This is a genomic window from Burkholderiaceae bacterium (assembly GCA_024235995.1).
Lineage (GTDB): Bacteria > Pseudomonadota > Gammaproteobacteria > Burkholderiales > Burkholderiaceae_C > Ottowia.
In genome coordinates this window covers 220,834-242,208 of sequence record JACKLI010000001.1, presented here as the reverse complement: position 1 = coordinate 242,208, position 21,375 = coordinate 220,834, and the positions used below count along the sequence as shown (strand labels likewise).

At 72.8% G+C, this 21,375-nt stretch carries 19 protein-coding genes; 6 read left to right on the top strand and 13 right to left on the bottom strand.

Annotation, left to right across the window (positions count from 1 at the left end):
* Window positions 1-4: 4 nt before the first annotated feature.
* Entirely contained in the window at window positions 5-763 is a 759-nt protein-coding gene (locus tag H6927_01205; protein ID MCP5216717.1) for a response regulator transcription factor, read from the bottom strand.
* Between the two features lie 3 nt (window positions 764-766).
* Here H6927_01205 and H6927_01200 point away from each other — a divergent pair, with 3 nt between their 5' ends.
* A complete protein-coding gene (locus H6927_01200; GenBank protein ID MCP5216716.1) occupies window positions 767-2,572 on the top strand; it encodes a hypothetical protein in 1,806 nt (601 codons plus the stop codon).
* 12 nt (window positions 2,573-2,584) lie between these two features.
* Here the strand turns inward: H6927_01200 and H6927_01195 are convergent, their stop codons facing one another.
* From H6927_01195 to H6927_01175, 5 genes are read right to left on the bottom strand one after another with little or no spacing between them, the layout of a single operon-like run.
* Window positions 2,585-3,082: a DUF421 domain-containing protein gene (locus H6927_01195; protein ID MCP5216715.1), complete on the bottom strand. Its 498-nt coding sequence runs from the start codon at window positions 3,080-3,082 to the stop codon at window positions 2,585-2,587.
* A 16-nt stretch (window positions 3,083-3,098) separates the two neighbouring features.
* Window positions 3,099-3,710 (bottom strand): membrane integrity-associated transporter subunit PqiC, encoded by a 612-nt coding sequence (locus tag H6927_01190; GenBank protein MCP5216714.1) that lies wholly within the window; start codon window positions 3,708-3,710, stop codon window positions 3,099-3,101.
* Window positions 3,711-3,748: 38 nt separating this feature from the next.
* The gene (locus H6927_01185) at window positions 3,749-4,738 is read right to left on the bottom strand and encodes an MCE family protein (protein MCP5216713.1); all 990 of its coding nucleotides are present in this window, start codon (window positions 4,736-4,738) and stop codon (window positions 3,749-3,751) included.
* Between the two features lie 3 nt (window positions 4,739-4,741).
* Window positions 4,742-5,578: an ATP-binding cassette domain-containing protein gene (locus H6927_01180; protein ID MCP5216712.1), complete on the bottom strand. Its 837-nt coding sequence runs from the start codon at window positions 5,576-5,578 to the stop codon at window positions 4,742-4,744.
* Entirely contained in the window at window positions 5,578-6,687 is a 1,110-nt protein-coding gene (locus H6927_01175; GenBank protein ID MCP5216711.1) for an ABC transporter permease, read from the bottom strand. The genes H6927_01180 and H6927_01175 overlap by 1 nt, the downstream gene beginning before the upstream one ends.
* 174 nt (window positions 6,688-6,861) lie before the next feature.
* Here H6927_01175 and H6927_01170 point away from each other — a divergent pair, with 174 nt between their 5' ends.
* Both H6927_01170 and H6927_01165 read left to right on the top strand, forming a co-directional pair.
* Entirely contained in the window at window positions 6,862-7,398 is a 537-nt protein-coding gene (locus H6927_01170) for a polymer-forming cytoskeletal protein (protein MCP5216710.1), read from the top strand.
* A 37-nt stretch (window positions 7,399-7,435) separates the two neighbouring features.
* Entirely contained in the window at window positions 7,436-8,143 is a 708-nt protein-coding gene (locus H6927_01165) for a hypothetical protein (protein MCP5216709.1), read from the top strand.
* 16 nt (window positions 8,144-8,159) lie between these two features.
* Here the strand turns inward: H6927_01165 and H6927_01160 are convergent, their stop codons facing one another.
* The 3 genes from H6927_01160 to H6927_01150 all read right to left on the bottom strand — a co-directional run bounded on the left by H6927_01160 (window position 8,160) and on the right by H6927_01150 (window position 12,337).
* Window positions 8,160-10,157: a multicopper oxidase domain-containing protein gene (locus tag H6927_01160; GenBank protein MCP5216708.1), complete on the bottom strand. Its 1,998-nt coding sequence runs from the start codon at window positions 10,155-10,157 to the stop codon at window positions 8,160-8,162.
* A 160-nt stretch (window positions 10,158-10,317) separates the two neighbouring features.
* Window positions 10,318-11,862, bottom strand: a complete 1,545-nt coding sequence (locus H6927_01155) for a YifB family Mg chelatase-like AAA ATPase (GenBank protein MCP5216707.1) — start codon at window positions 11,860-11,862, stop codon at window positions 10,318-10,320.
* Window positions 11,863-11,902: 40 nt separating this feature from the next.
* The gene (locus tag H6927_01150) at window positions 11,903-12,337 is read right to left on the bottom strand and encodes a PAS domain S-box protein (protein MCP5216706.1); all 435 of its coding nucleotides are present in this window, start codon (window positions 12,335-12,337) and stop codon (window positions 11,903-11,905) included.
* Between the two features lie 108 nt (window positions 12,338-12,445).
* On the opposite strand from H6927_01150, the gene H6927_01145 reads away from it, so the two are divergent.
* Window positions 12,446-13,264 (top strand): dioxygenase, encoded by an 819-nt coding sequence (locus tag H6927_01145; GenBank protein ID MCP5216705.1) that lies wholly within the window; start codon window positions 12,446-12,448, stop codon window positions 13,262-13,264.
* 63 nt (window positions 13,265-13,327) lie between these two features.
* Window positions 13,328-14,380, top strand: coding sequence for a serine endopeptidase (locus H6927_01140; protein MCP5216704.1), 1,053 nt, complete (start codon window positions 13,328-13,330; stop codon window positions 14,378-14,380).
* Window positions 14,381-14,447: 67 nt separating this feature from the next.
* On the opposite strand, the gene H6927_01135 is transcribed toward H6927_01140, so the two are convergent.
* The 4 genes from H6927_01135 to queA all read right to left on the bottom strand — a co-directional run bounded on the left by H6927_01135 (window position 14,448) and on the right by queA (window position 19,118).
* The gene (locus H6927_01135) at window positions 14,448-15,422 is read right to left on the bottom strand and encodes a nitronate monooxygenase (GenBank protein MCP5216703.1); all 975 of its coding nucleotides are present in this window, start codon (window positions 15,420-15,422) and stop codon (window positions 14,448-14,450) included.
* Between the two features lie 85 nt (window positions 15,423-15,507).
* A complete protein-coding gene (gene tgt, locus H6927_01130) occupies window positions 15,508-16,680 on the bottom strand; it encodes a tRNA guanosine(34) transglycosylase Tgt (protein MCP5216702.1) in 1,173 nt (390 codons plus the stop codon).
* A gap of 6 nt (window positions 16,681-16,686) precedes the next feature.
* Window positions 16,687-18,027 (bottom strand): methyltransferase domain-containing protein, encoded by a 1,341-nt coding sequence (locus H6927_01125; GenBank protein ID MCP5216701.1) that lies wholly within the window; start codon window positions 18,025-18,027, stop codon window positions 16,687-16,689.
* 56 nt (window positions 18,028-18,083) lie between these two features.
* Window positions 18,084-19,118, bottom strand: coding sequence for a tRNA preQ1(34) S-adenosylmethionine ribosyltransferase-isomerase QueA (gene queA, locus H6927_01120; GenBank protein MCP5216700.1), 1,035 nt, complete (start codon window positions 19,116-19,118; stop codon window positions 18,084-18,086).
* A gap of 48 nt (window positions 19,119-19,166) precedes the next feature.
* Here queA and recG point away from each other — a divergent pair, with 48 nt between their 5' ends.
* On the top strand, window positions 19,167-21,257 hold the full coding sequence (recG, locus tag H6927_01115) for an ATP-dependent DNA helicase RecG (GenBank protein MCP5216699.1): 2,091 nt from the start codon (window positions 19,167-19,169) through the stop codon (window positions 21,255-21,257).
* Window positions 21,258-21,375: the final 118 nt, after the last annotated feature.

Genomic DNA, 21,375 nt, shown 5'->3' with positions numbered 1-21,375 from the left:
GGCCTCAGCCGCGCCGGGTCTGGGCCAGCACCGCCAGCTCGATGCGGTTGCGCGCGTGCAGCTTGTCCATGATGCGGCTGACGTAGTTCTTCACCGTGCCCTCGGCCAGGAACACCCGCTCGGCGATCTGCCGGTTGGACAGGCCGTCGGCCAGCAGGGCCAGCACGCGCTCCTCCTTGTCCGACAGCGGCTCGTCCAGCGCGGGCGGCGTGGGCACGTGGGCGGCGCCGGGGTAGGGCGGCGGGCTGCCGGCGTGGCGGGCGCTGGCCGCCAGGGTGCGAAACTGCTCCAGCACCTTGCGCGCCACCGCCGGCGACAGGCGCGACTCGCCGCGGTGCACGGCGCGCACGGTCTCCAGCACCTCGGCCTCGGCGGCGTCCTTCAGCAGGTAGGCGTGGGCGCCGGCGCGCACCGCCTCGTACACCAGCTCGTCGTCGTCGAAGGTGGTCAGCACCACCACGCGCACGCGCGGCAGCTCGGCCGCCAGCTGGCGCGTGGCCGCCACGCCGCCCAGGCGCGGCATCTGCAGGTCCATCACCACCACGTCGGGCCGCAGCGCGCGCGCCAGCTCCAGTGCCTGCTGGCCGTCGGCCGCCTGGCCCACCACCGCGATGTCGTCCTCGGCGTCCAGCATCAGCGCCAGGCCGCGGCGGATGATGGGCTGGTCGTCGGCCACCAGCAGGCGCAGCGGCGCCGCGTTCACGGGGAGCTCCGGCGCGGCCCGCTGGCCGACAATGCATCCACCCTGGTTCGGTCCTGGCATGGCATGACAGCAAGCTTATCGCAAGCCCACGCGCCGCCCGAAGGCGCGCCCCGCGAGCCGCTGGCGCGGCGGCTCGACCCGCGCCGCCACATCGCCGCCGCCGTCGGCTGGGCGGTGTTCGTGCTGGTCCTCGTCGCCGCGCTGGTGGCCGCCGAGCTGGCCGCCGCCGCCGTGGCGCGCCAGATGCGCGCCGACACCCAGGCGCGCCTGGGCCAGACCGCCGGCCAGGCCGCCGACGCGCTGACCGCGCGCGTGCAGGTGCTGCTGGCCGCCATGCAGGCCAGCGCCGCCCAATGGCGGCTGGACGACGGCGCCGCCGCGCCCGACCTGGCCGAGCGCCTGCAGGCGCTGCAGCGCGCGCAGCCCGTGCTGGGCTGGATCGGCCTGCGCGACGCCCAGGGCCAGCTGCTGGCCGCCACCGACGGCCTGGACGGCGCGCCGCCCGCGGCCCTGCAGGGCCGCATGGCGCAGGCGCTGCGCGCGCCGCAGCTCATCGTGCAGCGCGCGCGCGCCGCCGGCGGGGACGACGCCCTGGTGCTGACGGTGCCGCTGGCCGGCGCCGGCGCGCCACCGGCCGGCGTGCTGGTGGCGCAGCTGCCCTGGCTGTGGCTGCAGGCCGAGCTGGACGCGCGGCTGCGCGCCCTGGCCGGCGGCGCGCCTCTGGAGCTGCTGCTGCTGGACGCGCAGGGGCGGCTGCTGGCCGGGCCGCCCGCGTTGCGCGAGGGCGCGGCGCTGGCCGACCCGGGCGAGCACGGGCGCTACCTGGTGGGCCAGCCGGTCGATCACGCCGGCGCCGGCTGGCGGCTGCTGGTGCGCGAGGACGCCGCCAGCGCCCTGGCGCGCGCGCGCCAGACGCGCCGTGCCGTGCTGCTGGGCGTGCTGGGCATGGGCCTGCTGGCGGCGCTGGTGGCGGTGGGCGTGGCGCACCGGCCGCTGCGCCGGCTGCGCGCGCTGGCGCGGCAGGCGCGGGCGGTGCAGGGCGGGCAGCGCGCCGGCGTGGCGGTGCCGGCCGGGCGCGACGAGGTGCATGCCATCGGCCAGGCGCTGGCCGAGCTGATCGAGCACCTGCAGGCCGAGAAGGCCGCGCTGGCGCGGCTCAACGGCGAGCTGGACGCCCGCGTGGCGGCGCGCACCGCGCGCATCGAGCGGCTGGCGCGCGACGCGCGCCACGCCGCCGTCACGCGCGAGCGCCTGCGCCTGGCGCGCGGCCTGCACGACACGCTGGCGCATTCGCTGATGGCGCTGCTGACGCAGATCCGGCTGATGCGCAAGCTGGGCGCGCGCTGGAGCCAGGGCGAGTGGAGCGCCGAGCTGGCCGCGGCCGAGCAGGCCGCCGCCAGCGGCCTGGCCGAGGCGCGTGCGGCCATCGGCCAGATGCGCGCGGCCGGCGTGCACGACAACGGCCTGGGCCCCGAGCTGCAGCAACTGCTGCAGCACTTGGCCGAGCGCAGCGGCGTGGCGGTGACGGCCGACATCGACCCGGCCGCCGCCGAACTGGTGGACGAGCGCGCGGCCACCGTGCTGGCCATCGCGCGCGAGGCGCTGCGCAACGCCGAGCGCCATGCCCAGGCGCGCCAGCTCACGCTGACGCTGCAGCCCGAGAACGTGCCCGCGCCCGACAGCGACGAGCCCGCGCGCTGGCGGCTGGAGCTGGCCGACGACGGCGTGGGCTTCGATACCGCGACGCCGCGCGCCGGCCACTTCGGCCTGCAGGGCCTGCGCGAGCAGGCCGAGCAACTGGGCGCCGCGCTGACGCTGGACAGCGCGCCGGGCCGGGGCTGCCGCGTGCGGCTGTGTTTTGCGGCGTGAAAGAACCTGGGCTCAGGACTCGCCCGGCGGCATCTGCGCCGACGCGCGGTTGCGCAGCACCACGGTGATCTGGCCGTTGGTTTCGATGGTGGCGCGCTCCACCTCGTGCGTGTGCAGGCAGCCGGCGGCGCGCAGCGCGGCGTGCACGTCGTCGGGCGTTAGGCGCTCGTCGCCCATGGCGGCCTGGTCGAGCTGGCCGGCGCGGATCAGCACGCGGGGCTTGCCGTCCAGCCAGCGCGCCAGGCGCGGGCTGGACCAGGCCAGGCGCGAGATCAGCACGTGGCAGCCGATCAGCGTCAGCGCCGAGATCAGCCCGCCGATGAGCGAGTTGTCGCCCGCGTTCATCGAGTTCTGCACCGCGTTGGACAGGATCAGCAGCAGCACCAGGTCGAACGGGTCGTACTGGCCGATCTGCCGGCGCCCCGTCAGGCGCAGGAACACCAGCAGGAACAGATAGACCACCACGCCGCGGACGATGAACTCCCACCAGGGGACGCTGAGCTGGAACATGGCGCTGGGCTCCGGGTTATTGCGGCGCGGGCAGCGCGCCCACCCAGGCCGCCACCTCGCGCACCAGCGCGTCGCTGGCCTCGCGCAGCGCCTGCGCGCCGCCCTCCGCGTCGGGCGTGGGCGCGGGCACGCGCTGCACAAAGCTGCGCTGGCCCAGCAGGCGGCCCTGGCGCGCCAGCGGCGCCGTGGCGGTCACGCGCAGGCGCACCACGCCCTCGCTGGCCGTGGGCGCGCTGAACACCTGGTCGAACTCGTCCAGTTCGGCGCGCAGCTCGACGGTGGCCAGGCCGCTGCCGGGCTCCAGCACCGGGTGGGTGGCGGTCAGCGCCTGGCGCAGGCGCTGCTCCAGCAGCTGGGCCGGCGGCATGCTCCAGCGCGCCTGGGCGTAGGGGCGCGGCTGCTGCGCGCCGCCCGCGTACAGCAGCCGGTAGATGACGGCGTTGGTGTCGATGGCCGCCGGTGCCTGCACCCGCTCGAAGGCCAGGGGCGCGCCGCTGCCGCTGGCCGCGGGCATGGCCAGCGGCGGGCCCAGGTCATAGGCGGCGGGGCGCACCGGCTTGTCGGGCAGCGGCAGGGCGCAGCCGGCGAGCAGCAAGGTTATTGAGAAAAAAACAGAGCTGGCCCGCATGGATGATGCCACAGTAGCTATTAATTTCATAGTTCCGTTCAGTGTGAAGCCATGCCCGTGGCGGCCGGCGCCACGAAGCCGGGCTCGCCCGGGCCGGGCGCGATGGCACCGCTGCCGTACAGCAGGGCCTGCGGGTTCTCGCCCAGGGTGTTGGCGATGCGGTCCAGGCGGCGGATGGTGCGGCTGGCGTCCTCGGTCAGGTTCTGCAGCTGCGGCAAGGTGGTGCGGGTGACGGTGCTGGCGCCTTCGTCCACGCGCTCCAGCACGCCGCCGGGGCCGCTCAGGCGGGCCAGGCCCTGGCGCGCGTCGCCGGCCACCGCGTCCAGCGTGGCCAGCGTGCGGCGCGCGTCGGTGGCCACGCCCTCGGTGGCCTTGAGCGTGCTGCTGGCCTGCCGGATCAGGCCGGGCAGATCGGCGCGCGCGGGGTCGAGCTGGGTGCGCAGGGTCTGGTCGGCGGTGCGCGCCAGCCGGTCGGCGCTGGCCGCGGCGGCGCCCACCTCGGCCAGGGCCTGGGTCAGCTTGGCCTGGTTCTCGGGCGCCAGTACCTGGTTGATCCGCTCCACCGCCTGGTCCACCTTGCCGATCAGCACGCTGGCCTGGTCCGAGATCTGGCCCAGCGGGTTGGGGCGCAGGGCGATGCGCGGCACGCCGTCGGGGCCGGGCGGGGGCGGCTCGGTGGAGCCGCCGGTGTCGTCGAGCTGGATGAAGGACAGGCCGGTCACGCCCTGGAAGGCCAGGGTGGCGAAGGTGGAGGCGGTGATGGGCGCCTGCGGGCTGACGGCGATGCGCACCAGCACGTTGCTGCGCTGCTGGGGGTCGAAGCGGATGTCGGTGACCTTGCCGATGGCCACGCCCTTGTAGCGCACGGCGGCCTGCACCTGCAGGCCGTTCACGCCGTCGGCGGTGGTCAGCTCGTAGGCGGTGGTGTTGGTCACGTCGCGCGTCAGCCACATGGCCATGGCCACCAGCAGGGCCGACACCAGCAGCACGAACACGCCGGCGGCCAGGGCGTGGGCTTTGTTTTCCATGGCTTATTGTCCTTTCTCGCCGTCGTGGTGGCGCGTGCGCAGCAGTTCCATGGCGCGCTGGCCGCGCTCGCCCAGGAAGAAGTGGCGGATGAAGGGGTGCTCGAACGCCAGCACCTCGGGCACCGGCGCGCAGACGATCACGCGCTGCTCGGCCAGCACGGCCACGCGGTCGGACAGCTCGAACAGCGTGTCCAGGTCGTGCGTGACCATCACCACCGTCAGGCCCAGCTCGCGGTGCAGCGAGCGCAGCAGGGCGACGAAGGCGTCCGAGCTGTCCGGGTCCAGCCCGGCGGTGGGCTCGTCCAGCATCAAGAGCGGCGGGTCCATCACCAGCGCGCGCGCCAGCGCCACGCGCTTGATCATGCCGCCCGACAGCTCGGCCGGCATCTTGTGCGCGTCGCCGGGCTTCAGGCCCACCATGTGCAGCTTGAGCAGCGCCGCCTCGCGCGCCAGCGCGTCGGGCAGGGCGCGCGTCTCGCGCAGCGGCAGGGCGATGTTGTCCAGCACGCTGAAGGCCGAAAACAGCGCCCCCTGCTGAAACAGCATGCCCACGCGCGCGGCCGCGCCGGTGCTGGTCAGCTCGGCCACCGGCCGGCCCAGCACCGTCACGCGCCCGCGCGCGGGCTGGTTCAGCCCCAGCATCTGGCGCAGCAGCACCGTCTTGCCCGTGCCCGATCCGCCCACCAGGGTCAGCACCTCGCCGCGGCGCACGGTCAGGTCCAGCTCGCGGTGCACCACCACCTCGCCGCCGCCCGGCACCGGAAACACGCTCCACAGGCCGCGCACCTCGATCACCGGATCGACGGCAGCGGGCGGCGCGGCGGGGGTTGGTGGGTTCATCAGATGCCCACGCTTTTAAATAGGACGGCAAACAGCGCGTCGATCAGGATCACCGCCGTGATCGAGGTCACCACCGACGAGGTGGTGCCCTGGCCCAGGCTCTCGGTGTTGGGCTTGACGCGCAGGCCGTAGTGGCAGCCGATCAGCGCGATGAACAGGCCGAACACCACCGACTTGCCCACCGCCAGCCCCAGGTTGGCGCCGGGCACCGCCTTGGGCAGCGCCTCCAGGAAGTAGCTGGCGCTGATGCCCAGGGTGACGTCCGAGGCCAGCACGCCGCCCACCAGCGCCGCCGCCGTGGTCCACACCGCGATCAGCGGCATGGCGATGGCCAGCGCCATGGCGCGCGGCAGCACCAGGCGAAAGCCCTTGGGGATGCCCAGCACGCGCATGGCGTCCAGCTCCTCGGTCACGCGCATCACGCCGATCTGCGCCGTGATGGCCGAGCCCGAGCGCCCGGCGATCAGCACCGCCGCCAGCAGCGGCCCCAGCTCGCGGATCAGCGCCAGGCCCAGGATGTTGACGATGAAGGTCTCGGCGCCGAACTGGCGCAGCACCTGGCTCATCAGGTAGGCCAGCACCACGCCGATCAGAAAGCCCACCAGCGCCGTGATGGGCAGCGCCTGCGCGCCGATGCGGTACAGCAGGCCCGAAAAATCACGCCACGGCCCCCACTGCGGCGCCGCCAGCAGGCGCAGGGCCGACAGCAGCAGCTGGCCCGACAGCGCCACGAAGTCGCGCAGCTGCGCCAGCGCGCCCAGCAGGGCGATGCCGAAGGTGTCCACGCGCGCGCCCAGGCCGGCGCGCGGCCGCTGCGGCTCGGCAGCGCTCAGCGTGGCCACGCGCTCCAGCAGGGCGCGCTGCGCGTCGTGCGCCTGCAGCTGCGCCGGCCACTGCCGGCCCCAGTGCTGCCACAGGGTCAGCGCGCCCAGGTGGTCGAAGGCCTGCAGCGCGCGCAGGTCCCAGGCGGCGCCCGGCGCCACCTGAGCCAGCGCCGCCTGGGCGGCGCGCCAGGCCCGCTTGCTGCCCAGCGCGCCGGCCGTCCACCGGCCCTGCAGCACCGCGCGCGCGTCGGTGGCGGGTTCGATCCAGGCGGGTGGTTGGGGCATGCGGGACGCAAACGGGATGGGGACGCTGGCATGGTAACGTCCCTGCCGGCAGGGAGGGCGCGCCAGCGTGGGTCGCGTAATCGTTACGACTCTTGCGCGCTGTTGGACGCATTATCCCGAGATGCGCCCTTAGGATCGACCGACCTTTAGACCGATTGTTACTTAGGAGAAAGCATGGCACTGCAAGGACCGTTCTTCGGCAAGCGCGACACCGACCCCACCCCCACCCGCCCGGCTGGCAGCCCGCTGGGCGGCACCAGCTCGCTCGGGTCCGCCGGCGGCAGCGCGCAGCCCTTCGCGGCCCCGGTGCCGGCCGGCGCATCCACCAGCCCGCTGGCGGCCGCGCCGGCGGCCAACCCGGTGTCCGACGGCGGCGCCAAGCTGACGGTGGGCCCCAACATCAAGCTCAAGGGCGTCGAAATCACCGATTGCGACACGCTGGTGGTCGAGGGCACGGTCGAGGCGACCATGAACTCGCGCGTGATCCAGATCGCCGAGCAGGGCGCCTTCAAGGGCTCGGCCGAGATCGACATCGCCGAGGTGCGCGGCAGCTTCGACGGCACGCTCACCGTGCGGCAAAAATTGGTGATCTTCGCCACCGGCAAGGTCACGGGCAAGATCCGCTATGGCAAGATCGTGATCGAAGAAGGAGGCCAGCTTTCCGGTGAGATCACGTTCGGCATGGACAAGAGCAGCGGCAAGAGCGCCTGAGCTCCGCGCCGCGGCGCGCGCTGTCCACGGGGCCGCCTTGGCGGCCCTTTTGCTTGCCGGCGCGCTGGCGGGCTGCGCCAGCAGCGCCCCCACGACGCGGGGCGAGGTGCAGGGCGCCAGCTTCCAGTCGGGCGAGCTGCTGCAAAGCGACGGCAACCGCCTGACGCAGGCGGCCATGCGCGCCAACCTGGCCAGCCTGCGCCGGCTGGCCGACAAACTGTACCGGCGCAACCCGGCCGAGTGGCGCAAGACGGCGGCCACGCGCGAGGCGGCCCTGCGCCAGCTGGACGCCAGCGTGCTGGGCGGCCAGCCCTGGGGCCCGCTGCAGGGCCAGCGCGACGTGGCGGCGCTGTCGCTGGCGCTTTCGCCCGGCTTCGCGGGCGACCGCGTGGCGGCCTTCGTGGCCGCCTGCGCCGACACCCTCGTCGCCGCGCACGGCGGCCGGCGCGAGTTCTATTACCTGGACGGCATCGATCCGCAGCACGTCTACAACGCGGCGCGCAACATGGAGGCCGCGCTGTGGATCCTGAACACGCGGCGCGACGCCGCGGGCCAGCCGCTGCTGCACGCCAACGAGATCGCGGGCGAGGTGCGCAACCTCAGCTTCGAGCGCGAGTTCGGCCAGATCATCGGCCGGCTCGACCTGCTGGCCACCGTCGCCACCGAGCGCCATCGGCGCGCGGTGATCGACTACGTGCAGGGTCTGGTGGCGGCGCCTTTCCTGGCCTTTCTGCCGGTCAAGTGACGGGCGGTCCCTGGGGTCAGCGCGCCGCCTTCACCTCGTCGGCCGTCGCGTTCCTGGCCTGGTTGCCCCAGGACGTGCGCTCGTGGTTGACGATGTCGGCCACTTCGCTGTCCGACAGGGTGGCGCCGAACGGCGGCATGGGGCTGGGGTAGGCCGTGCCGTTGATGGTCTGGCCCTGCACGCCGTGCAGGATGGCCTGGATGTGCTTGGCCGGGTTGGCGTCCAGCACCACCGGGTCGCCCTTGAGCGGCGGGAAGGCGCCGGGCAGGCCCATGCCGGTGGCCTGGTGGCAGGCGGCGCAGTGCTGGGTGTACAGCGCGTCGCCACGCGCGGTGTCGAACTGGTAGGGCCCGGCCGGCTCGGGCGCGGCGGCGTGCGCCGGGGCGGCCGTGGCCGCGCCGCCGGCCTGGGTCAGCGTGGGCTGGGCGGGCGTGGCGGCCGCGCTGTCGCCCCTGGCCTCCAGGATGCCCACGGCCCCGATCGCCATGTGGGCCATGCTGTGGTCGACGAAGGGGTACTTGCCCGCCTTGGGCAGGATCACGTCGAACACCGCGCCCTCGCCGGGCCCCACGCTGTGCGTGGACACGCCGCTGAGCGCGTGCGAGGCGTCGGCGTCCGGATAGATCTTGTCGAACATGCCGCCGATGACGTGGAAGGCGCTCCACAGGTTCGGCCCGGCGTTGACGAAGTAGATGCGGGCGCGCTTGCCGGCCGTGATCGGCAGCGGCTGGTCGTGGTACTGGTTGGCGATGCCGTTGAACACGATCTCGTCCGGACGCATCTGCAGCATCTTCTCGAAGCTGGGGCCCATCAGGTTGCCGGCCATCTGCTGCGTGTACCACTCGCTTTGCACGATGACGTAGCTCTCGCTGGCCTCGGGCAGCGGCGTGGCCGGGTCGACGATGATGGCGCCGAACATGCCGTTGGCCATGTGCAGCAGCACCGGCGGCGTGCCGCAGTGGTAGACGAAGGCGCCCGGCGTGCTGGCCACGAAGGTGTACTCCAGCGTCTCGCCGGGGTTGATGTCCACGTAGTTCAGGTTCGGCGGCGTGATGGCCGAGTGGAAGTCCAGCGCGTGGTGCATGGTGCCGCGGTTGGTGAACTTCACCGTCACGACCTGGCCCTGGCGCAGGTGGATCATGGGCGCCGGCACCTGGCCGCCGAAGGTCCAGGCCTGGTATTCGACGCCGTTGGCGATGGCGACCTTCTGGTCCTCGGCGATCACCTCGATGGTGGCCGTCCTGCCGTCGCCGGCCACCGGGGGCAGGCGCGCGTCACGCGCCTTCTGGATCGGCTCCTTGGAGGCCAGCATCAGCGGCGACACCGCCGCCGCCGCCGTGCTGGGCGAGGCCGACTTGACGTTGAGCGTGCTGGGCAGGCCGGCGATCAAGAGGGCCAGCACCACCACGATGCCCAGCACCGCGACGATCTGCACGCCGGGCGGCAGGGCCTCGGGCGCGGGCGGCGGCTCGGTGGCGCTGCTCCATTCGGCGATCTTTTGCCAGCGCGGCCAGCGCCGCTCGATCAGGTAGTCCAGGCTGTAGGGCACCAGGCCGGCGCGGTAGTGCAGGCCGATCAGGGCGAGGAAGATCAGCACGTAGGTGATGGCCGTGCCGATGTTGGACACGCCCACCGCGTACGGGCCGCCGAAGCCTTCGGCGGTGCTCCACACCAGCAGGCTGAACAGGGCGCCCAGGGCGTACAGCGTGCGCCCGCCGAAGCCGATCACCAGGCAAATGGCGATGGCCGACACCGCCAGGCGCGTGAGCCAGGTGAACAGCGCGGCGTGCGGCGTCACCAACGCGATCCAGGCAGAGAACCACCAGGCGTTCCAGCCCGGCTGGCCCTGCGCGGCGTTGAGCAGGTAGCCCACGTAGTGCGAGGCGAAGTCGGGCAGCCAGGTGAGGGCCGCGGCCACCATCCAGATGATGCCGAAGGCCACGCGCAGGGCGGTGGTGGCGATGCCGGGCCAGGTGGAGGCGTGCCGGGTGTCGTGGGTGGGGGATGTGCTCATGAGTCAGGCTCCGGGTTGCGCAGCAGGGGCCCACGGCGGGCCGCGATCGCAGGGCGGGATCGGCGCGCGTCGGTCTCGCGGACGTTCATCCTCCTCTTTTATCGGTGCAGTTGACGCCAGTCAAATTTCAACCCTGGTGGGGTGCTGGCCATGGGGGAGCTCAGCCGGGCGCCGCCCGCAGCGCACGCCGGTACTGGATGGCCTCGGCCACGTGGGCCACGGTGGTGGCTTGGCTGCCGGCCAGGTCGGCGATGGTGCGCGCCACCTTCAGCGCGCGGTGCGTGGCGCGCGCGCTCCAGCCCAGGCGCGCGGCGGCGGTGCCGGCAAAGGCGGCGGCGGCCGGGTCGAGCCGCAGGTGTGTGTCCAGCACCTGGCCCTGCAGCGCCTGGTTGGGCGTGCCCTGGCGCGCCAGCGCCCGCTCGCGCGCCGCCACGCAGCGTGTGCGCACGGCGGCGCTGGCTTCGCCGGCGGGGGCGGCCAGCAGTTCGTCGGGCGCCAGTTGCGGCACCTCGACGTGCAGATCGATCCGGTCGAGCAGCGGGCCCGACAGCCGGCCCTGGTAGCGCGCCACCTGGTCGGGCGTGCAGCGGCAGGCGGGCTGGCCGCTGCCGGCGCGCGCGCCCAGGTGGCCGCAGGGGCAGGGGTTCATGGCGGCGACGAGCTGAAAGCGCGCCGGAAACTCGGCCCGCCGCGCGGCCCGGCTGATGTGGATGCGGCCGCTTTCCAGCGGCTCGCGCAGCGCCTCCAGGGCGGCGCGCGGAAACTCGGGCAGCTCGTCCAGAAACAGCACGCCGCCGTCGGCCAGCGAGATCTCGCCCGGCCGCGGCGGCGAGCCCCCGCCCACCAGCGCCACGGCGCTGGCCGTGTGGTGCGGTGCGCGCGTGGGGCGCTGGCCCCAGTGCGCCAGCTCGAAGCTGCCGTCCAGGCTGGCGATGGCCGCGCTTTGCAGGGCGGCGTCCTCGTCCATCGGCGGCAGCAGGCCGGCAAAGCGCTGCGCCAGCATCGACTTGCCGCTGCCCGGCGGGCCCACCATCAGCAGCGAATGGCCGCCGGCGGCGGCGATCTCCAGCGCGCGGCGCGCGGCGGCCTGGCCCTTGACGTCGGCCAGGTCGGGGTAGGCGGGCTCGGGCGCGCGGGTGGCGGCGGGCATGCGCGCCCAGCCGTCGGCGGGCGCGGCGCTGTCGGCGCCCGGCACGAACTGCGCCACCACGTCCAGCAGGTGCCGGGCGCGGTACACGGCCAGGCCGGGCACCAGGGCGGCTTCGTCGGCGCTGCCGGGCGGCAGCACCAGCCGCGGCGCCGGCTGCAGGCCGCGCAAGGCGGCCGCCATGGCCAGCGCGCCGCGCACCGGGCGCAGCTCGCCCGACAGCGACAGCTCGCCGGCGAAGGCCCAGCCCGCCATGCGCGCGCCGTCGATCTGCCCGCTGGCGGCCAGGATGCCCAGCGCGATCGGCAGGTCGAACCGCCCCGAGTCCTTGGGCAGGTCGGCCGGCGCCAGGTTGACGGTGATGCGCTGGTTGTGCGGAAACGTGAGGCCGCTGTTGAGCAGGGCGCTGCGCACGCGCTCGCGCGCCTCCTTGACCTCCACCTCGGCCAGCCCGACCAGGGTGAAGCTGGGCAGGCCGTTGGCCAGGTGCACCTCCACCGTGACGGCGGGCGCGGCCAGGCCCAGCAATGCGCGGCTTTGCACCCAACTCAGACCCATGTGGCGGCCCCCCTTTGTGCCGCCACTGTAGCGCGTGTTTTCAGTGGGGCGGCGCGGTGGTTTCGGCGCTGCGCCGCGCGCGCTCGGCCAGGTAGCGCTCGGTGGCGTCGCGCGCCATCGCGGCCGAGCCGAGCGCGCGGCCGTCATCGCCCAGCACCACGCTGAAGGTCATGTCCACGTACAGCCGGCGCCCGTCCTTGTGCGTGGCGCGCGTGGTGCGCACTTCGGCGCCGTGGCGGGTGGCGCCGCGCGCCATCGCCTGCTCGAAGCCGCGCCGGTGCCCCGCGCGCAGGTGCTCGGGGATGATCAGGTCGACGCTCTGCCCCAGCGCCTCGGCCGCGCTGAAGCCGAACAAGGCTTCGCACCGGGCGTTCCAGACGCGGATGACGCCCTGGGTGTCGATGAAGATCAGCGCGTCGGCCACGTCGGCGACGATGCGTGCCCAGGGGATGGAGGGGTTGGGGTCTGGGGTCATGGCGGTCGGTGGGGCGGCGGTATGGGCGTGGCCCGGATCACGCCAGCGCCATAAGTCGGATGATAGGAACCCTGGAAAAACCCCGTCACCCTGCCGATTGGAATCACCATGACCGCTGCCGCCTCCCGCATGCCCGCGTTCTACATCCCGCACGGCGCCGGCCCCTGCTTCTTCATGGACTGGAACCCGCCCGACGCCTGGGACAAGACCGCCGCTTTCCTGCGCGGCATGCCGGCCAGCCTGCCGGCCAGGCCCGCGGCCATCGTGCTGGTCACGGCGCACTGGCTGGCGCCGCAGGTCATGCTGACCGGCTCGGCCCAGCCCGGCATGCTGTTCGACTACCACGGCTTTCCGCCGCACACCTACGAGTTGCGTTACCCCGCGCCCGGCGCGCCGGCGCTGGCCGAGCGCGCGCGCGGCCTGCTGGCGGACGCCGGCATCGCCGCCGCCGTCGACACCCAGCGCGGCTACGACCACGGCACCTTCATCCCGCTGATGGTGGCCTTTCCCGACGCCGACGTGCCGGTGCTGCAGGTGTCCCTGCTGGGCAGCCTGGACGCGCAGGCGCACATCGGCTACGGCCAGGCGCTGGCGCCGCTGCGCGACGAAGGCGTGCTGGTCATCGGCAGCGGCATGAGCTACCACAACATGCGCGGCTACGGCGATCCGCGCTCGACGCCGGTCAGCGCCGAGTTCGACCGCTGGCTGACCGACACCGTGGCCCTGCCCGCGGCCGAGCGCAACGCCCGCCTGGCCGCCTGGGACACCGCCGCCGGCCCGGCCGGGCGCCTGTGCCACCCGCCGCGCGCCGAGGAGCACCTGCTGCCGCTGCACGTGGTTGCCGGCGCCGCCGGCAACGGCGTGGGGCGCAAGGTGTTCTCGGACCAGGTGCTGCGCACCACCCTTTCGGCCTTCCGCTTCGATTGAGGGCGGCGCCTTGCCGCCGCGTCGGCGAACCCGGTAAGCTGCGCGCCAACCCGGGAGTCCCTCATGAGCCGATCGCTTCGTCTGTCCGAAAAATGGTTTCGCCGCGGCCTGTGGCTGGTGGCCCTGGTGTTCGCCGGCTTCCTGATCGGCCTGGGCGGCAGAATCGTCGACGACCTGCCGCGGGTCGAGTCCGCGACCTCGATCGACGACTTCATGGACGCCGCCAAGGCCGCCGACGCGCGCCGCACCATCGACGCCGCGCGCCAGCGCGCGCAGACCGCACAGGACGCCCTGGCGCAGGCGCGGCTGCAGCAGCGCGTGGCCGCGTCCGACGTGGGCAACGCGCGCCAGGGCTTCGAGAACTGGATCGCCACGCGCAAGGCCACCGAGCGTGCCGAGCAGGACCCCGAGGTCGTCACGCGCACCCGCGCGCTGGACGGGTTGCAGGCGCGCGAGCGCGCCGCGCGCGCCGAGGTCGAGCGCCAGCAGCAGGCGCTGCTGGACGCCAGCCAGGCCCGCGACGGCGCGCAGCGCCAGCTGCAGCAGATGCAGGACGAGGCCCAGGGCCGCTACGAGCGCGCGCTGCGCGCGCGGGAGCTGCGCGTGTTCGGCTACCGCCTGGCGCTGACGCTTCCCCTGCTGCTGCTGGCCGGCTGGCTGTTCGCCAAAAAGCGCAAGAGCAGCGCGTGGCCCTTTGTCTGGGGCTTCATCCTGTTCGCGCTGTTTGCCTTTTTCGTCGAGCTGGTGCCCTACCTGCCCAGCTACGGCGGCTACGTGCGCTACGCCGTGGGCATCGTGCTGACGGTGCTTGTCGGGCGCTGGGCTATCGCCGCGCTCAACCGCTACCTGGCGCGGCAGCAGGCGGCCGAGGCGCAGCCCGAGCAGGAGCGCCGGCGCGAGCTGTCCTACGACACCGCGCTGGCGCGGCTGGCCAAGGGCGTGTGCCCCGGCTGCGAGCGCGCCGTCGACCTGAAGGACGGGCACATCGACTTCTGCCCGCACTGCGGCATCGGCCTGTTCAACCGCTGTGGCCGGTGCGACGCGCGCAAGAGCAGCTTCGCGCACTACTGCCATGCCTGCGGCACGGCGGCAGCGGCCGGTCTGCAGGATGGCTGAATGCTATTTAAACAATAGCTATCTGCGCTTGTTTGTCGCCGGCTGAAGGCCGATTCGATCAAGAATCTCAGCTCAGCATGCCCGCCAGCCGCTGGCGGATCAGGCCCTCGGCCTCGGCCATCATGCGGTCGACCAGCACCTTGACGGTGGGCACGTCGTGGATCAGGCCGGCCACCATGCCGCAACTGAAGGCGCCGGCATCCATCTCGCCGTTCTGCATGATGCGCGGGTACACGCCGGCCACTTCCTCGATGATGTCCTGGAAGGTGAGCTTGTCGCCCAGCGCCTTTTCCTTGGCGATCAGGCGCTCGACGGCGGCGTTGTTCAGCACGCGCTCGGTGTTGCGCAGCGGGCGCATCACCAGACGGGTGTCCAGCTCGCTCGCCGCCACGATGGCCTTCTTGACGTTTTCGTGGATCGGCGCCTCCTGCGTGGCCATGAAGCGCGTGCCCATGTTCATGCCCTCGGCGCCCAGCGCCAGCGCCGCCACCAGCGAGCGCCCGTCGGCCATGCCGCCTGAGGCGACGAAGGGGATCTTGAGTTCTTCGGCCGCGCGCGGCAGCAGGATGAAGTTGGGCACGTCGTCCTCGCCCGGGTGGCCGCCGCACTCGAAGCCGTCCACGCTCACCGCGTCGCAGCCGATGGCCTCGGCCTTGAGCGCGTGGCGCACCGAGGTGCACTTGTGGATCACCTTGATGCCGTGCTCGTGCAGCAGCGGCATCCACTTTTGCGGGTTGTTGCCGGCGGTCTCGACGATCTTCACGCCGCCCTCGACGATGGCCTTGATGTAGCCCGGATAGTCGGGCGAGGTGACGGTGGGCAGAAAGGTCAGGTTGACGCCGAAGGGCTTGTCCGTCATCTCGCGGCAGCGGGCAATCTCGCGCGCCAGCAGCTCGGGCGTCTTTTGCGTCAGGCCGGTGATGATGCCCAAGGCGCCCGCGTTGGACACGGCAGCGGCCAGCTCGGCCAGGCCGACGAAGTGCATGCCGCCCTGGATGATGGGGTGCTGGATGCCGAACAGTTCGGTGATGCGGGTTTTCATGGGCCAGGCTCCGTCGAATGGGGGTCGCAAATCTCAAAGCATAGCTTCTGCGCGGCGCCATTCCAGTCGCCTGCGCGGCAGGCTCTTAAACCCCGCGCGCCCGGTCGGCGGCAAAGCGCGCGCGAAAGGCCGCAAACTCGCCCGCGTCCAGCGCGGCGCGCACCTCGCGCATCAGGTTCAGGTAGTAGTGCAGGTTGTGGATGCTGGCCAGCATGGGGGCCAGCATCTCGCCGCAGCGCTCCAGGTGATGCAGGTAGGCGCGCGAGAAGCCGCCGCGTCCGCCCTCGGCCCAGGGCACCCCGGCCTCGCCCGCGCAGGCGTGGCAGGTGCAGGTCTCGTCGATGGGGCGGGGGTCGGCCTTGTGGCGGGCGTTGCGGATCTTCAGGTCGCCCCAGCGGGTGAACAGGTGGCCGTTGCGCGCGTTGCGCGTGGGCATCACGCAGTCGAACAGGTCCACGCCGCAGGCCACGCCCTCGACCAGGTCCTCGGGCGTGCCCACGCCCATCAGGTAGCGCGGCTTGTGGGCGGGCAGGCGGTGCGGGGTGTGCGCCATGATGCGCCGCATGTCCTCCTTGGGCTCGCCCACGCTGACGCCGCCGATGGCGTAACCGGGAAAGTCCATGGCCACCAGCTGCTCCAGCGACTCCTGCCGCAGGTGCTCGAACATGCCGCCCTGCACGATGCCGAACAGGGCGTTGGGGTTTTGCAGGCGCTGGAATTCGTCCTGCGAGCGCTTGGCCCAGCGCAGGCTCATTTCCATGCTGGCGCGGGCTTCGGCCTCGGTGGTGACGTGGCCCTGGGTCTCGTAGGGCGTGCATTCGTCCAGCTGCATCGCGATGTCGCTGTTCAGCACGGTTTGAATCTGCATGCTGACCTCGGGCGACATGAACAGCTTGTCGCTGTTGACGGGGCTGGCAAAGTGCACGCCCTGCTCGGTGATCTTGCGCATCTCGCCCAGCGACCAGACCTGAAAGCCGCCCGAGTCGGTGAGGATGGGCTGGTCCCACCGCTCGAAGCCGTGCAGCCCGCCAAAGCTGCGCAGCACGTCCAGGCCGGGGCGCATCCACAGGTGGAAGGTGTTGCCCAGGATGATCTGCGCGCCCATCTCGCGCAGGCTGCGCGGCAGCACGCCCTTGACGGTGCCGTAGGTGCCCACGGGCATGAAGATGGGCGTCTGCACGACGCCGTGGTTGAGCGTGAGCCGCCCGCGCCGGGCGTGGCTGTGCGGGTCGTTGCCCAGCAGCTCGAACTGCAACATCGTTCGTCAGGCAGCCAATGGCTTGCGCGCGGTGACCAGGAAGCCCGGCAGGGGCTGGCCGCCTTCCAGGCGCAGCGCGGGCAGCTCTTCGATCACGACCTCGTCGAAGCCGGCCGCCCGGCACAGGCGTTCCACCGCCGAGGCCTTGTGGGCGTAGCGGTTGCTTTTCTCGCGCAGCACCAGGTCGGCCTCGTCCTCGCCGGCGCTCTCGCACGAGAAGACGAAGTGCCCGCCGGGCTTGAGGATGCGCAGCGCGTTGGGAATCACCGGCTCCAGCTCGCCCACGTAGATCAGCACGTCGGTGCAGGTGATGGCCTCGTAGAGGTCGGCCGGGGTCTCGCGCAGCGCGTCCAGCACGTTGACCTGGTGGAAGCGCGAATACAGGCCCAGTTTGGCGGCCTGCTCGATCATCTTGTCGGACAGGTCGACGCCGATGATGTGGCCCTGGATGCGGCCCAGGTAGGCCGCCACCTGGCCGGTGCCGCAGCCCAGGTCCAGCAGGTTGAAGCGCCCGTCGGGGTGCTTGGCCTTCAGGATCTCGGCCACGCGCCGGGGCACGCGGTACTGCAGGGTGCCGACCAGGTGCTGGTCGAAGCGCTCGGCGTAGCCGTCGAAGATGCCGGTGATCACCTCGGTGGGCTGCGTGCGCGGCGTCTGGCCGTGCGCGATGGCGTGCCAGGAGCGCACGTTCTCGTCCTGCGGGTGCAGGGCCAGCAGATGGTCGGCCCACTGGCGGGCCTGCTCGTCGTCCTTCTCGTGCAGCGCGCAGTCCAGCAGGCCGCGCAGCGTCTCGTCGTGCTGCGGCAGCCGCGCCTGCACGTGGGCGTAGTGCTCGCGCGCCAGGGCGTACTCGTCCTGGCTGGCCAGAAAGCGCGCTAGGAACAGGCGGATGCCCAGCTCGTCCGGAAAGCGGCGCACGCCGTCCTCGGCCCAGCGGCGGGTCTGCTCGATGCGCTCGGCGTACAGCGCGACGTTGATGGCGCCGATCATCACCTGCTTGTCGAGGGGCTCGTTGGCCAGCGCCTGCATGGCCAGCGACAGCGCCTCGTCGCCCTGCTTGTCCTTGGCCAGCATCAGGGCCAGCTCGATCTGCGCCACGTGCCAGTCGGGCGCCAGCGCCAGCGCCTTGCGCGCGGCCTGGATGGCGGCGGGCACGTTGCCGGCCTGCTGCGCCAGCCGCATGCCCACCAGGGGCACGCGGGCGTCGGTGGGCGCCTGTTTCTGCGCCGCGTTCAGCGCCTGCGCGGCGGGCTGCAGCTGCCCCACCTCGATCAGGCCGCGAATGCGCTGCAGCTCGAGCGTGAACGGGTCGGTGAAGGGATCAACGGAGGAAAAGGGGCTGGACATCGTCGGGAGGCCGGAGGCAAAAGAGGGGCGGGCAGGGCACGCGCGTGAACCCGTGATTATCCGGGACGCACCAGCCACATGGCGTCGCCGTAGCTGAAGAAGCGGTAGCGCGCGGCCACGGCGTGGCGGTACAGCGCCATCACGTGCGCGTGGCCGGCGAAGGCGCTGATCATCATCATCAGCGTGCTGCGCGGCAGGTGGAAGTTGGTGACCAGGGCATCGACCACCCGAAAGCGAAAGCCCGGCGTGATGAAGATGCCGGTGTCGCCGTCGGCCTGGCCGCTGTGCGCCCAGCTCTCCAGCGTGCGCACCGTGGTCGTGCCCACGGCCACCACGCGCCCGCCGCGCGCGCGGCAGGCGGCGATGGCGGCCTGCGTGGCCTGGGGCACGTGGTAGCGCTCGCGGTGCATCACGTGCTCGGCCAGGGTTTCGGTCTTGACGGGCTGGAAGGTGCCGGCGCCCACGTGCAGCGTGACGGCCGCGCGCGCCACGCCGCGGGCATCCAGCGCGGCCAGCACCGTGTCGTCGAAGTGCAGCGCTGCCGTGGGGGCGGCCACCGCGCCGGGGTTCTTGGCGAACACGGTCTGGTAGCGCGCCAGGTCCTCGTCGGTGTCGGCGTGCTCGATGTACGGCGGCAGCGGCACGTGGCCGTGCGCGGCCATCAGCGCGTAGGCGTCGCCGGACAGGCGCAGGTGAAACAGCGGGCCGCCGGCATCGGGCCAGCGCCCCAGCAGCTCGGCCGCAAAGCCGCCGTCCATGTTCAGCACCGTGCCGGGCGGGGGTTTTTTGCTGACCTTCATGTGCGCGGCCACCGTGCCATCGGGCAGCATGCGCTCGATCAGCAGCTCCAGCCGGCCGCCGCTGGGCTTGGTGCCGTACAGGCGGGCCTTGACCACCTGCGTGTCGTTGAACACCAGCAGGTCATCGGGCGCCAGCAGCGCGGGCAGCTCGCGGAAAGCGCGGTCGACGGGCGCGGGCCCGCTGCCGTCCAGCAGGCGCGAGGCGCTGCGCTCGGGCGCGGGGTGCTGGGCAATGAGCTCGGGGGGCAGAGCGAAGTCGAAGTCGCTCGTGGTGAAGATGCGTTCAGACATGCTTGAGGGCCGGACGGGCCCGTGCCAAGGGAAAGGCAGAATTGTCCCATGCCCGACGCCCAGGCCCCGCCCGCCCAGCCGCTCAGCGCGCCGCAGAAGGCGCTGCACAAGCTGGGCCTGGTGCGCCCCATCGACCTGGCGCTGCACCTGCCGCTGCGCTGGGAGGACGAGACGCGGCTCACGCCGCTGGCCGAGGCGGCGCGCGTGCTCAGCCATGAGCCGGTGCAGTTCGAGGCCACGGTGGTGCACCAGGAGGTGGCCTACCGCCCGCGCCGCCAGTTGCTGGTGACGGTGGAGGACGGCGGCGAGCGCTGCGTGCTGCGCTTTTTCAACTTCTACCCCTCGCAGCTCCGGCAGCTGGCGGTGGGCGCGCGCCTGCGCTTGCGGGGCGAGCTGCGCGGCGGCTTCGGCGGCCTGACCATGATGCACCCCACGGTGCACGCCGCCGGCGGCGCGCTGCCGGCGGCGCTCACGCCCGTGTACCCCACGGTGGCGCAGCTGCCCCAGGCGTACCTGCGCAAGGCCGTGCAGGCGGGCCTGGCGCAGGCCGACCTGGGGGCGACCCTTCCCGCTGAATTTTCAAGCCAGATCGACGCCTTGCGCCCGTGGGATCTGCGTCAGGCGCTCACTTTTTTGCACCACCCCGCGGCCGGCGCCACGCTGAGCGAGCTGCAGGACCACAGTCACCCGGCCTGGCAGCGCCTGAAGGCCGAGGAGCTGCTGGCCCAGCAGCTGTCGCAGTGGAAGGCCCGCATCGCGCGCCAGCAACTGCGCGCCCCGGCCATGCGCCCGGCGCCCGGCGGCCTGCCCGAGCAGCTGCTGGCGGCGCTGCCGTTCGCGCTGACCGGCGCGCAGCGCCGCGTGGGCGAGGAGATCGCGCGCGATCTGGCGCGCACCCAGCCCATGCACCGCCTGCTGCAGGGCGACGTGGGCAGCGGCAAGACCGTGGTGGCCGCGCTGGCCGCCTGCGTGGCCATCGACGCCGGCTGGCAGTGCGCGCTGATGGCGCCCACCGAAATCCTGGCCGAGCAGCACTTCGCCAAGCTGGCGCAGTGGCTGGCGCCGCTGCTGGCCGCGCGCGGGCAGGCGGTGGCCTGGCTCACCGGCAGCCAGAAAAAGAAGGAGCGCGCGCCCATGCTGGCCGCCATCGAGAGCGGCGCGGCGGCGCTGGTGATCGGCACGCACGCCGTCATCCAGGCGCAGGTGAAGTTTGCGCACCTGGGCCTGGCCGTCATCGACGAGCAGCACCGCTTTGGCGTGGAGCAAAGGCTGGCGCTGCGCAACAAGCTATCGGAAACAGAGCGTGAACCGCACCTGCTGATGATGAGCGCCACCCCCATCCCGCGCACCCTGGCCATGAGCTACTACGCCGACCTGGACGTGTCCACGCTCGACGAACTGCCGCCCGGGCGCACGCCGGTGCTGACCAAGCTGCTGGCCGAACACCGCCGCGACGAGCTGGTCGAACGCCTGCGCGCGCAGATCGCCGAGGGGCGGCAGGTGTATTGGGTGTGTCCGCTGATCGAGGAGAGCGAGGCGCTGGACCTGCGCCATGCCAGCCAGACGCACGAGGAGTTGTCCGCCGCGCTGCCCGGCGCCTGCGTGGGCCTGCTGCACGCGCGCCTGCCGCCGGCCGACAAGAAGGCGGTGATGGCCGAGTTCGTTGCCGGCCGCATCGACGTGCTGGTCAGCACCACCGTCATCGAGGTGGGCGTGGACGTGCCCAACGCCAGCGTGATGGTGATCGAGCACGCCGAGCGCTTCGGCCTGAGCCAGCTGCACCAGCTGCGCGGGCGCGTGGGGCGCGGCGCGGCGGCCTCGGCCTGCGTACTGCTGTACAGCGTGCCCGAGGGCGGGCGCCTGGGCGAGACGGCGCGCGCGCGCCTGAAGGCCATGCTGGAGACCAGCGACGGCTTCGAGATCGCGCGGCGCGACCTGGCCATCCGCGGCCCCGGCGAGTTTCTGGGTGCACGCCAGAGCGGCGACGCGCTGCTGCGCTTTGCCGACCTGGCCGAGGACGGCGCCCTGCTGCAATGGGCGCGCGCCGCCGCGCCGGCGATGTGGGCGCGCTACCCCGAGGACGCCGCGCGCCACGTCGAGCGCTGGCTGGGCGCGCGCGCCGACTACCTGAAGGCGTAGCCCATCAGCGCCCGCGCCGGAACGCGGCGCGCGGTGCTCCCATCCTATGTCGTGACGAGTCCATGCGACGCCGATGAAGCCATTCGTTCGGCGCTACACCCACTCATCACCCATCAAC